Origin of the sequence: Kitasatospora sp. NPDC096140, assembly GCF_040303045.1 — a bacterium.
Lineage (GTDB): Bacteria > Actinomycetota > Actinomycetes > Streptomycetales > Streptomycetaceae > Kitasatospora.
Genome location: NZ_JBEOUW010000017.1, coordinates 43,085 through 54,452, shown reverse-complemented (window position 1 = coordinate 54,452; position 11,368 = coordinate 43,085). Strand labels below are relative to the sequence as shown.

Below are 11,368 nucleotides of genomic sequence, written 5' to 3'. Positions count from 1 at the left end.
CCGGGAAACGGGAGGAGGGCCGGGTGCGGGCGATCGTGCGGATCGTGGTGGCGGCCGTGGCGATCGGTCTGCTGCTGGGCGGAGGCGTCGGTGTGGTGCTGTTCGCGTTCAGCGACTGGCTCGACCCGTTCGTGCGGTCGGTGCACGAGCACTGGTTCCTGGTCTGGCGGCGGGAGCGTCCCTAGCCGAGGCGCTCGTACGCGGTGTCCCGGGGGCCTCACCCGGTATCCGGGGCGCTCACCCGGGTGCCGGATTGACAAACGCCCTTGCCATAGCGGCACATGGCAGGCATGGCCGACGAAGAGTTCGAGAACGTCCTCACCACGGTGGGTCCCCGGTTGCGGGCCCTGCGGCGGGAGCGCGGCACCACGCTCGCCAAACTGGCCGCCGCGACCGGCATCTCGCTCAGCACGCTGTCCCGGCTGGAGTCCGGGCAGCGCAAGCCGACGCTGGAGCTGCTGCTGCCGCTGGCCCGGGAGTACCGGGTGCCGCTGGACGAGCTGGTCGGCGCCCCGGCCACCGGTGACCCGCGGATCCACCCGCGCCCGGTGACCAGGAACGGCCAGACGATCATCCCGCTCACCCGCCACCTGGGCGGGATGCACGCGTTCAAGCACATCGTGCCGCCGGGCCGCAACACCGAGCCGGAGCCGGAGCTGAAGGTGCACGAGGGCTACGAGTGGCTGTACGTGCTGTCCGGCCGGCTGCGGCTGGTGCTCGGGTCGCGCGACCTGGTGCTGACGGCCGGTGAGGCCGCGGAGTTCGACACCCGCACCCCGCACGCCTTCGGCAACGCGGGCCCGCAGCCGGTGGAGTTCCTGAGCCTGTTCGGCCCGCAGGGTGAGCGCATGCACGTCAGGGCGCGCCCGGGAACCTCTGTTCGGTAGGTTCGTTCCTGACAGGGGGTCTTCGTTGCGACTCCCGTCGGGCCGTCGGGAGGGGCCGAGGAAATGAGTGTGCAGCAGAGCGCGGAGTCCGGCGAGAGCGGTGGAGCCGGGGAACGCGGCGGGGCCGGGGACGGCCGGGCGGGCGTGGGCACGTCCGCCAGCACGTCCTCGGGCACGGGCACAGGCGTGGGTACGGCGGCCGCGGCCGCGGTTGCAGCCGCAGGGGCGGGCGGGGACTCGGGCGGAGGCGCGGGGGAGGACCCGGACGAGGGGGCGAAGCGCCCGCGCAAGAAGCGCCCGTTCTGGCAGGAGCTGCCGATCCTGCTGGTGATCGCCCTGCTGCTCTCGCTCGGCATCAAGACCTTCTTCGTGCAGGCCTTCTCGATCCCCTCCGGGTCGATGGAGCAGACCCTGGCGATCGGTGACCGGGTGCTGGTGGACAAGCTGACCCCGTGGTTCGGCGCGGAGCCGGAGCGCGGGGAGGTGGTGGTCTTCCGTGACCCCGGCGGCTGGCTGGAGGGCACGACGACCACCGACGACTCCGTGATGGGCTCCGTCCGGAAGGCGCTGAGCACCGTCGGCCTGATGCCCTCGGCGGACGAGAAGGACCTGATCAAGCGGGTGATCGCGGTCGGCGGGGACACCGTCCAGTGCGACGCGGGCGCCCCGCTGAAGGTGAACGGCGTCGCGCTGGACGAGCCGTACCTGTTCCCCGGCTCGACGCCCTGCGACAACGACCCGGTGGGCACCATCACCGTGCCCAAGGGCAAGCTCTGGGTCATGGGCGATCACCGCAACAACTCGCGGGACTCCCGCTGGCACCACAACGTGACCGGTGACGGCTTCGTGCCGGTGGACAACGTGGTGGGCCGGGCGTTCGTGGTGGCGTGGCCGCTGTCGGACTGGTCCACCCTGCCCGTGCCGGACACCTTCGACAAGGTCCCGGCGGGGGCGGCCGGCGCCCCGTTCGAGGCGCCGCCGGCCTCGGAGGCGCTCGCGCTGGCCGGGGTCGTTCCGGTGGCGCTGTGGGGAGTCCGTCGTCGGAGGTCGGTGCGGAAGGACCGCTGAGCCGGTCCTGCTCGGCTTCGGGGAATCCCTCCCGTCGTTCTCTACACGCCTGTAGAGTTCAGGAGGTGTACTGCACCCCCGGCCGCGGCGGCCGCCCCGCACCGGGTGGCCTCCGCGGCCGAGGCCGGGTCGGGAGGCGGAGCCGTGATGGAGAGTCAGTGCGGTCACCGGGAGACCGGGGACCCGGCGGACCCCGCGAACGGGGACGACCGCGACGAGCGTGACGAGCGCGGGGTCGGGGCCGACGGGGCGGACCCGGTGGACCCGGCCGAGCACACCGTGCAGTGGGTCTACCAACCGGTCGAGGTGGACCTCGGCGAGGGCGCCTGGGCGCTCGGCCGGATCAGCGGCTGGTGGCAGGACGCGACCGGCCGGCGCTGGTGCCGGCTGCGGGTCGGCCGCAGCGGACAGCCCGCGTACTGGGAGCGGTTCGACCCGGCACGAGTGGTGCTGCTGCCGGTATCGGGGCTCTGATCAGCGCAGACGCCTTGGCGGAACCGTTCATTGAGCCCTATCGTCCCTGGGAGCGACCGCCGACATCCCACTTTCAGCGACCGGGGACGACGTGACTTCGGAGATCTACTTCAGCAGCAACTACCGCGACCTGTGCGAGCAGCACGGCACCGGTGCGGGCTTCCAGTTCGAGTTCTACTGCTACCGCTGCTCGGACACCTGGCGCTCACCGTTCGAGGCGTTCCGGACCGGCCAGATGGCCGGCTGGATAGGCAAGGGCGTCAGCGCGGCCTGGAACCTCATCGGCGGCAACGCCAACACCATCAGCAACGCCGCCGACGGTCTGGCCGGCCAGACCTGGGGCACCACCCGGGACGCCGCCTTCCAGCGCGCGATCGCCAACGCCCAGACGCACTTCAACCGTTGCGCCCGCTGCACGCACTACGTCTGCGGCCGCTGCTTCAACCCGGCGCAGGGCCTGTGCTTCAGCTGCGCCCCGGACACCGCGGCCGAGGCGATGGCGGCGCAGCACCGCGGTCTCAACGACATGGTCTCCGAGCGCGCCTACCAGGTCGGACAGCAGACGGGTACCGGGTACGACGTCAACGCGCCGCGCCAGCTGGTCTGTCCGCAGTGCCACGCCGAGACGCACGGAACGCCGTTCTGTCCGGGCTGCGGCTTCCGGTTGGCGCAGGCCGTCCAGTGCACGAGCTGCCACCAGGACGTGCCGGACGGCGCCGCGTTCTGCCCGTCCTGCGGGACGAGACGCTAGACGCGACTCCTGGCGCGGCCGACGGGGCGCCCTCGGGACGGCGGTCCGAGGGCGCCCCGTCGCCGTCCGCGCGCCCTTCCGCCGTGTGCGCGCCCGGGCGCCCTGGCACCGTCCGCGCGCCCCGGGAGCGCACCCGTCGGCGGCGCGCCGCTCAGCCGTACGAGACGTTGGCGCAGGGGTCGTCGTCCGCCGAGCGGGCGGTGCCGCTGACACTGGTGGGCAGCGGTGCCGGAGCGGCGCCCGCGCCGGGGGCCGGGTTGGCGGCGGTCGCCGGGTTGGCGGAGGCGAAGTCGTGGCCGAGGACGACGCTGAGGCCCCGGCCGCCGGGCTGGACGGTCGCGCCCGGGAACAGCTTGGCGACCGCCTCGGCGGAGCCGCGCTCGCCCGCACCGTACTCGACGACCGTGGTGCCGCGGGGCTTCCCAGCGGCGTTGCCGACGGTGGTGACGGTGTAGCCGGCGCCCTTCACCGTCTCCGCGGCCTTGCCGCCGAGGCCGGTCTCGCCGGTGCCGTTGAGCACGGAGACCTTGACCCCGGCGGCCTTCGGGTCCGGGGCGGTGGTCGGCGTGGGGGCGGCCTCGGTGGCGGGGGTGGTGGGGGCAGCGGAGCCGGGGCCGCCCGGGGCGCTGGCGTCCTGGCCGTCGATGGTGCGGTCGGCCTTGAGCGCCGCCCAGAGCTGGTCCACGTCGGGGTGGACCAGGGCGACCCGCGGGCCCTCGTAGCGCCACGGCGTGGTCAGGAACTTGACGTCGTGCAGGTCGATGTCCTTGAGGGAGGTGGCGAAGTCGAGCAGTTTGGCGGCCGAGCCGAGGCCGGGGTCGACGGTCAGCGACTTGGTGGCCGCGTCGGCGAGCGGCAGCAGGGTGGTCGGGTCCATCCCGCGGGACTTGACCTGCTTGATGAGGGAGGAGAGGAAGGCCTGCTGGCGCTTGGTGCGGCCGATGTCGGAGCCGTCGCCGATGCCGTGCCGGACCCGGACGTAGTCGAGCGCGGACTGTCCCTCGACCTTCTGCTTGCCCTTGGCGAAGACCAGTTTGCCCTTGTGTCCCAGGTTGGGGTTGAGGTCCCCCTCGTGGACGTCGTTCGGCAGGCAGACCTCGACCCCGCCGACCGCCTTGGTCATCGAGGCGAAGCCGTTGAAGTCCACCACGATGGTGTGGTCGACGCGCAGGTTGGTCAGTTTCTCGACCGCGTTCTGGGTGCAGGCGGGGTTGCCCTGGTCGGTGTCGCCCACCGAGAAGGCGCTGTTGAACATGACGTTGGTCTGCTCCTTGGTCCACTTGCCGCCGGGCAGCTTGCAGGGCGGGATGGTGACCAGGGAGTCGCGGGGGATGGAGATGCCGACGGCGTGCTTGTGGTCGGCGTAGACGTGCAGCAGGATCGCGGTGTCCGAGCGGGCGCCGCCGTCCCCGCCGCCGCCGAGGTCGCTGTTGCCGTTGCCGCGGCTGTCCGAACCGATCAGCAGGACGTTCACCGGGGTGCGGCCCTGGGCGTCCGGCGCAGCGGCGTCCGGGCGGTCCTTGCTGACGGCGTCGCCGTCGAAGGTGGAGATGTTGCTGTTCAGGCGGTAGTAGAGGCCGCCGCCGGCGAGCACCAGGAGCGCGGTGCCTCCGGCGGTCGCCCAGAGCACCTTCTGCTTGGTGCTGCGCTTCGGCTTTTTCTTGGCGCGGCTCGCCGAACGGCCTTCGGCTATGCCCTCGGCTATGCCCTCGGTGTCCTTTTCGCCCGTTTCCGGGGCGTTCGTTCGGCCCGCCGCCCGGCGTCCGCCCGCCCGGTGCGGCGAATTTCCGGCGTCGGGGGAACCCTTGCGGCCAGACACGTCGTCATCCTCCACAGTTGCCACGGAGCCCCCGTCGGAGCGGTGGGCTTGCGCGGTCCGGGGCCGGAGCCGATCCGGGCGAGGCCCGTCGCTAAACTTTTACACCGCTGTAGAACTTCAGTGGAGCATACTAGGCGCGGATGAGAAAACCAGCTGGTCAGAGCATGAGAAATTGCTTTGGTTGGACTTGTCCGAGCAGCCCTGAACCCGTACGAGGAGCACGATGACTCACCGGATCGCACGTTCGATAGCCGGGGCCCTGGTGGCACTGGCGGCCGCCGTCGGCCTCACCGCCGTCGCGTCGAGCGCGACGGCGGTGGCCGCACCCCGAACCGCCGCCGTCGCGGTGTCCGACCGCGGAGCACCGGCCGCGGGGGCGGCCGCCGAGGCGGGCGCCCGGCCGATCGCCGCCTCCGTCGCCTCGTCCGTCGCCCCGTCGAACGCCGATGCCGTGCACGTCGCGGCCAAGGACACCAAGAAGAAGAAGGGGTTCTTCGCCAAGCTGGGCAAGTTCCTGCTGGTCGTGATCATCCTGATCATCCTCCTCTTCGTCCTGCTGATCGTCGGGATCATCTACGCCGCGAAGCGGATCTTCGGCCGCCGCAAGTAAGGGAACGGGCCGGGCGGGTGAGCGGTCGTCGCGGTGGGCCGGGCGCCGGCTCCGGCCCGGCCGGGGCCCTCCGGGGTGGGCCGGGATCGCGGATCCGTCGTGCATGATGGACGCCGCCGGGCCCGATCGGCCGGGCCGGCCCCGGCCCGACGCCGGCTCCCCCCCCGGAGCGAAGACCCGTGAACGACTCCCGCCTGCCCGGCCGTGCCGCCACCGTCACGGCCGTCGTGGCCGGATCCCTCGCCCTCGCGGCGCCGGCCTTCGCACACGTGGAGGTCGCCTCCGAGACCGCCCGGGCGCTGGCCGTCAACGCCACCGTCACCTTCACCGCCGAGGCCGAGTCGAGCACCGCCGGCCTCGCCGAGTTCCGGGTCGTCCTGCCCGAGGGCATCGCCCCCGCCGACGTCACGCTCGCCGACGCCCCCCAGGGCTGGACGCTCGCCGCCACCGCCGACGGCTACACGGTCGGCGGCCCCGCGCTCCCGCAGGGCAAGGACGCCGTCTACCGGATCACCGTCAAGCAGCTGCCCGACGCCCGGCAGCTGGTCTTCAAGACCCTGGAGACGTACGGCGACGGCCACATCGACCGCTGGATCGAGCTGCCCGAGGGCGGCACCGAGCCCCAGCACCCCGCGCCGACCCTCAAGCTCGCCGCCGCCGCGCCCGGAGCGACCCCGATCGGCACGCCGTCCGCGGTGCCCTCCTCGGCCGGCGCCTCCGCCACCTCCGCCACCTCGGCTGCTGCCACCTCGGCCGCCGCCGCGCCCGCTCCGTCCGGCGCCCCGGGCGTGACGGCCTCGCCCGGAACGGCCTCGACCGCGTCGGGCGGGGGCGGTTCCTCCTCGGCCGGCCTCGCCGTCGGTGCCGCCGTGGTCGTCGCGCTCGCCGCGGGCGGTGCGTGGCTGTGGCGCCGCAGGCGGGCCGCCGCCGGCAGCTGACGGTCCGTCGCAACCGGGGCGTCCGGCCCGAGGGGCGGGGGCCGGGCCCGCGGCGTCAGTCGACGTGCAGGGTGAGTTCGGCGGTGTGGAGCCGCCCGGCGGTCTGGAACTGCAGGAAGACCCGCCAGTCGCCGGGTTCCGCGAGGAGGGCCTGGAAGGTCAGGGTCGGGCCCCCGTGGTCGCCGGCCACGGCGTCCGCCGGATGGAGGTGGGCGAGTGCCTGGTCCCCCTCGTGGAAGGCGCTGAGGTGGGCGTAGCTGTCCAGGTAGGGCTGGAGGTCGGTGACCGGCCGGCCGTCCTGGCCGATGCTCGCGACCAACGTGTGTGCGCCGGCCGCCGCCTGGGCGCGGAGAGTGACGGTGTAGCCGTCCACCTCGACCGTGCCGGTCGGGGCCGGCAGGGGCACCGGGGCGTACTCGCCGCGCACCGTCACGGTGCGGCTGAGGACGAGTTCGGGGGCGTGGGGGCCGGTGTCCGGCACGAAGTCGGCGTACAGCCGCCAGGTGCCGGGCGCGAGGGCGGAGAGGTCGGCGGTCCAGGTGCCGTCGTCGGCCATGTCCGGGTGCAGGTGCTGGAAGCCGGTGAGGTCGGCGCGGATCGCGTAGAAGTGCAGCTTCTTGGTCTGGTGGACCGCGAAGTCGGTGACGGGTGAGCCGCCCGGGCCGGTGACGGTGAAGCGGAAGGGCGTCGGACGCCCGGCGGGCAGCTCGGTGGCCGCGGTGTCCAGCCGGTAGCCGCCCTGCTCGGCGGCGAGGCCGCGCCCGGTGCTCCCGGACGCGTCCGCCGCTCCCGGCGCGCCGGCCATGCCGGGCATCCCGGGCATGCCGTCCGACATGCCGGGCATGCCGGCGTGCGGCGCGGGAGCGGACGGGGCGGCCGGAACGGACGCGGCCATCCCGAGCACGAGCAGCACCGGCACGCAGGAGGCGAGCAGCCAGCGCCGCTGGAACGGACGGCGAGTGGGAGAAGCGGTCATCGGCAGGTCTTTCCCGTTGCGGGCGCGCCGGGGGCGACGCCGTGCGGGCCGACGGCGTTCGGCCCCGCTGTTACTGGAGACCGCCGGCGTACGGCCTGATAACCGAAAGTCGCGGTGCACGGGACCGGCGGCATCGGTCGCCGCCGCGTCCGGGAGGCGCCCGGCGGCCGGCGGGCAGTGGTGACGGGCCCGGCACCAGCGCCGGTTCGGGCGGAGAGCTCCGGATTGCACGTGTACGCACCGCAGTGGAACGTCGCGCCATGGCCACTCTCCGAACACAGTGTTCCCGGGTCGCCGGTTCGCGCCGGAGCTGCCTCGCGCCGGTGCCGACGTGCCCGGCACGTACTCCTTCACCCCGCCCGACGGAGTCACCGGGACCGTGGTCCAGGCCTGGGACGGCGGGGGCGCCGGTGCGGACCGGTCAGCGCGGCTTGGCCCGGGCGGCCAGGATGGCGATGTCGTCCTCGGCGGCGGGGGCCGGCGGCGGGACGAGGGCGTGCAGGACGGCGTCGAGGAGGTCGTCGAGGTCGCCGGTGGCGGGCAGGCGCAGGGCGGCGAGGCGGTCCAGTGAGACGTCGATGTCCTCGCCGCGCCGTTCGACCAGGCCGTCGGTGTAGAGCAGCAGCGTCTCGCCCGGGGTGAGCGGGTGGGTGGTCTGTTCGTAGCCGCCGAGGCCGGTGCCCAGCGGCGGGCCGCTGGGCAGGTGCAGCAGTTCGGTGGGCTGGCCCGGGGAGATCAGGGCGGGCGGCAGGTGGCCCGCGCTGGAGAGGGTCCAGCGGCCGCGGCCCGGGTCGGCGAGGGCGAGCAGGCAGGTCGCGGGGCGGGCGGAGTCGTCGGCGGAGATGACGGTGTCGAGCTGGCGCAGGATCCGGTGCGGGGGGAGGTCCATCCCGGCGATGTCCCGCAGGGCGGAGCGGTAGTGGCTCATGTCGACGGCGGCCTCGACGCCGTGCCCCATGACGTCGCCCATCGCGAGCAGGGTGCGGCCGAACGGCAGCCGGACCGTCTCGTACCAGTCGCCGCCGACCACCGAGGTGGTGCCGGAGGGCAGGTAGCGGGAGGCGAGGGCGAGGTTCTGGTGCGGGTTGCCGGGTTCGCTGAGCAGGGCCCGCTGCAGTTCGAGGGCGATGCCCTGGGAACGGGTGTAGCGGCGGGCGTTGTCGATGCCGGTGGCGGCCCGCGCGGCGAGGTCGCCGAGCAGCGCGGCCTCGTCGGAGGTGAAGGGCGGCGTGGCGGCGGTGCGCCCGAGGGTGAGCAGCCCGACCTGGCCGCCGCGGGCTGCCAGCGGCAGGACCAGCAGCGAGGCCGTCCCGGCGGGGCAGGCGTCCTCGGGGCCGGGCTCGGTGAGTACGGCGATGCCGCCGCCGAGGCTGCGGGCGGCGGCCGAGCCCTCCCGGTGGCGGATCGATTCGCCGGGACGGGCCAGGTCGGCGAGGGCGGCGGTCAGGGCCGGCACGGACCGTACGGCGGCGCGGTGCAGCCGCTGGGGCGTGCCGTGGCCGGCCCGGAAGGGTTCGGCCTCGGGCGGCAGGACGTCGACGACGGCGAGGTCGGCGAGGCCGGGCACGGCGAAGGCGGCGAGTTCGGCGCAGGTCGTTCCGACGTCGAGGGTGGTGCCGATCCGCTCGGCGGCGTCGTCGAGGAGCGCGAGGCGGGCGCGGGCCTGTTCGAGCTCGCGGAGCCGTTCGCGGGCCGGGTCGGGGTCGTCCAGGACGACGACGATCACACCGGTGGTCCGTCCGGCGTGGCGCAGCGGCCGGTAGCGCACCCGGAGGCCGGGCGGGACGGGGTGGCCCACGCCGTCCGGGCCGCCGGTGCCGTGTTCGCGGTCGAGCCCGTCGTCGAGGACGCGGCGCAGGGTGGTGGTGGCCGGGGCGAAGGCGGTGGCCTCGGCGGTGCGGCCGAGCAGATCGGCGCGGCGCAGGCCGGTGGCGGTGGTGAAGGCGGGGTTGAGGTACACCCAGCGCAACCGCTCGTCGAGCACGGCGACGCCGACCGGGGCGGCGCCGAGGACCGCCCGGAGCAGGTCGGGGTCGTCACCTCCGTGGTCACTGCCGGTGATCGCGCCGAGCCTCGCCGCGAGGGCCGCCGCCGTCGCCGCCAGGGACCGGGGCCCCGGTGTCGCGGACGGGGAACCCTCTGCTCGGTTTCCGTGCCGGAAGTGCATACGCCCATGATCACGCGCCGGGGCGCGGCACGCCCACAACTGGAGGAAACCTTGACCGGGCGGAGACGCTGTTGTCCCGGGCCCGGTGCAGAGCGGTGCAGAGCGGTGCCGTGCGTGCGGAGCGGGCCCCGGGAGGCGGTGGGCGGCCGCGCGCGGGACCTGCCGCGGACCGGCCAGGGTCGGGCGGGCGAACGCCGGATGATCACCGGTCATACTTGGGCGGCGGGGCCCGACCCGGGCGCCGCGGGCCGGGCCGGAACACCCACGGGCGGGGCCGGAACACCCTCGGGGGCCGGCTGTGCGCCCGCGGGCGGGCCGGACCCCCGCAGGCCCGGCCGGACCCCCGCAGACCAGCGCCGGACCCCGCGCGAGACCCGTGCGGAGACGTCCGTGAGCACCAGACCGGAGGAAGAACGATGAGCCCCCACCAGCCGACCCGTCGCCCGGCGGCAGGGGCTCCCGCGGTGCCCTGGAACCGGCAGCGGCTGCGCAGCAACAACGAGTGGCTGCTGCTGGAGCTGCTGCGCACCGGCGGCGGCTCCTCGCGCGCCCAGCTGGCCCGGGACACCGGCCTGTCCAAGCCGACCGTCTCCGCCGCACTGGCCGCCCTCGAACAGGCCGGGCTGGTCCGCGAGGCCGGTCGGCTGGCCCCCGAGCGGGGCCGCACCGCCGTGCTGTACGAGGTCGACCCGACGGCCGGGCACGTGCTCGGCGTGGACATCGGCCGGGCCCGGCTGCGGGTGGCGGTCGCCGACCTCGCCGGGTCGGTCGTCGCCCGCCGGGACGTGGCCAACGAGGGCAGCTCGGCGGACGCCGTCGCGGACGCCGTGGTGGCCGCCGCGCACGGGGCGATCACCGACGCGGGCCTGGCGACCGACGACATCGTGCACGCGGTGATCGGTACCCCGGGCGTCTGGGACGAGGGGCGGCGCGGGGTGCGTTACGCCTCCCACCTGCCCGGCTGGGGCCGACCGGGGTTGTTCGACCGGATCGCGGAGGGGCTGGGCACGGCCGTGTCGGTGGCCAACGACGCCAACCTGGCCGCGCTCGGCGAGTACACGCTGGGGGCCGGCCGGGGCAGCCGGATGTTCGCCTACCTGCTGGTCGGCACCGGGCTCGGACTGGGCGTGGTGAAGGACGGCGAGCTGCTGGTCGGCGCGCACGGCGGGCTGGGCGAGATCGGCCTGGTGCCGCTGCCCGCCCGGGGCGGCGAGCCGACCGGGACCATCGAGGAGGAGGCCGCCGCGGACGCGGTGGTGCGCAGTGCCCGGGAGTTCGGGCTGGTCGGGGCGGGCGCCGCCGGGCAGTTGACGGCGAAGCAGGTGTTCGAGCGGGCCCGGGCCGGGGAGGCCCCGGCGCTGCGGGCGGTGGAGCGGCAGGCGGAGCAACTCGCCTACGCGGTGGCCGTGCTGTCGGCCGTCCTGGATCCGGACCTGGTGGTGCTCGGGGGCGGGATCGGCAGCAGCGCGGACCTGCTGCTGGAGCCGCTGGAGCGGGCCCTGCACCGGCTCGCGCCGATGCGTCCGACGCTCGCGCCGAGCCTGCTGGGGGAGGAGGCGGTGCTCCTCGGTGCGGTCTCCACGGCACTGGAGTCCGCCCGCCCGGAGGTGTTCGAGCGTCGGACCGCAGGGCTGCGCTGACCGTCGGGCGGGTCAGGGTGGCCGCGGAGGGCGCGGGG

11 protein-coding genes are annotated in these 11,368 nt (G+C 74.8%); 8 read left to right on the top strand and 3 right to left on the bottom strand.

Going from position 1 to position 11,368, the window contains the following annotated elements; genetic code table 11:
- Positions 1–23 precede the first annotated feature (23 nt).
- The 5 genes from ABT048_RS19475 (at position 24) to ABT048_RS19455 (ending at position 3,180) form a co-directional block, all read left to right on the top strand.
- Positions 24–185 (top strand): hypothetical protein, encoded by a 162-nt coding sequence (locus ABT048_RS19475; protein ID WP_350522649.1) that lies wholly within the window; start codon positions 24–26, stop codon positions 183–185.
- 105 nt (positions 186–290) lie between these two features.
- Positions 291–887: a helix-turn-helix domain-containing protein gene (locus tag ABT048_RS19470; protein ID WP_350522648.1), complete on the top strand. Its 597-nt coding sequence runs from the start codon at positions 291–293 to the stop codon at positions 885–887.
- A 63-nt stretch (positions 888–950) separates the two neighbouring features.
- Positions 951–1,955: a signal peptidase I gene (gene lepB / locus ABT048_RS19465; protein WP_350522647.1), complete on the top strand. Its 1,005-nt coding sequence runs from the start codon at positions 951–953 to the stop codon at positions 1,953–1,955.
- Positions 1,956–2,102: 147 nt separating this feature from the next.
- Entirely contained in the window at positions 2,103–2,429 is a 327-nt protein-coding gene (locus ABT048_RS19460; protein ID WP_350522646.1) for a hypothetical protein, read from the top strand.
- Between the two features lie 91 nt (positions 2,430–2,520).
- Complete coding sequence (locus tag ABT048_RS19455) at positions 2,521–3,180, top strand: double zinc ribbon domain-containing protein (protein WP_350522645.1); 660 nt, start codon at positions 2,521–2,523, stop codon at positions 3,178–3,180.
- Between the two features lie 151 nt (positions 3,181–3,331).
- Here ABT048_RS19455 and ABT048_RS19450 read toward each other — a convergent pair whose 3' ends face one another.
- Positions 3,332–4,999, bottom strand: coding sequence for an LCP family protein (locus ABT048_RS19450; RefSeq protein WP_502894037.1), 1,668 nt, complete (start codon positions 4,997–4,999; stop codon positions 3,332–3,334).
- A gap of 223 nt (positions 5,000–5,222) precedes the next feature.
- Here ABT048_RS19450 and ABT048_RS19445 point away from each other — a divergent pair, with 223 nt between their 5' ends.
- The gene (locus tag ABT048_RS19445) at positions 5,223–5,609 is read left to right on the top strand and encodes a hypothetical protein (RefSeq protein WP_350522644.1); all 387 of its coding nucleotides are present in this window, start codon (positions 5,223–5,225) and stop codon (positions 5,607–5,609) included.
- A 179-nt stretch (positions 5,610–5,788) separates the two neighbouring features.
- On the top strand, positions 5,789–6,547 hold the full coding sequence (locus tag ABT048_RS19440) for a DUF1775 domain-containing protein (protein WP_350522643.1): 759 nt from the start codon (positions 5,789–5,791) through the stop codon (positions 6,545–6,547).
- A gap of 55 nt (positions 6,548–6,602) precedes the next feature.
- On the opposite strand, the gene ABT048_RS19435 is transcribed toward ABT048_RS19440, so the two are convergent.
- Both ABT048_RS19435 and ABT048_RS19430 read right to left on the bottom strand, forming a co-directional pair.
- A complete protein-coding gene (locus ABT048_RS19435; RefSeq protein ID WP_350522642.1) occupies positions 6,603–7,523 on the bottom strand; it encodes a DUF8832 domain-containing protein in 921 nt (306 codons plus the stop codon).
- A 421-nt stretch (positions 7,524–7,944) separates the two neighbouring features.
- On the bottom strand, positions 7,945–9,690 hold the full coding sequence (locus ABT048_RS19430) for a SpoIIE family protein phosphatase (RefSeq protein WP_350522641.1): 1,746 nt from the start codon (positions 9,688–9,690) through the stop codon (positions 7,945–7,947).
- A 416-nt stretch (positions 9,691–10,106) separates the two neighbouring features.
- Here ABT048_RS19430 and ABT048_RS19425 point away from each other — a divergent pair, with 416 nt between their 5' ends.
- Positions 10,107–11,330: an ROK family transcriptional regulator gene (locus ABT048_RS19425; protein ID WP_350522640.1), complete on the top strand. Its 1,224-nt coding sequence runs from the start codon at positions 10,107–10,109 to the stop codon at positions 11,328–11,330.
- Positions 11,331–11,368 lie beyond the last annotated feature (38 nt).

Coding starts and splice junctions, on each gene's coding strand:
- lepB (WP_350522647.1), top strand. CDS start 951: ATGAGTGTGCAGCAGAGCGCGGAGTCCGGCGAGAGCGGTGGAGCCGGG.
- ABT048_RS19445 (WP_350522644.1), top strand. CDS start 5,223: ATGACTCACCGGATCGCACGTTCGATAGCCGGGGCCCTGGTGGCACTG.
- ABT048_RS19460 (WP_350522646.1), top strand. CDS start 2,103: ATGGAGAGTCAGTGCGGTCACCGGGAGACCGGGGACCCGGCGGACCCC.
- ABT048_RS19470 (WP_350522648.1), top strand. CDS start 291: ATGGCCGACGAAGAGTTCGAGAACGTCCTCACCACGGTGGGTCCCCGG.
- ABT048_RS19430 (WP_350522641.1), bottom strand. CDS start 9,690: ATGCACTTCCGGCACGGAAACCGAGCAGAGGGTTCCCCGTCCGCGACA.
- ABT048_RS19435 (WP_350522642.1), bottom strand. CDS start 7,523: ATGACCGCTTCTCCCACTCGCCGTCCGTTCCAGCGGCGCTGGCTGCTC.
- ABT048_RS19425 (WP_350522640.1), top strand. CDS start 10,107: ATGAGCCCCCACCAGCCGACCCGTCGCCCGGCGGCAGGGGCTCCCGCG.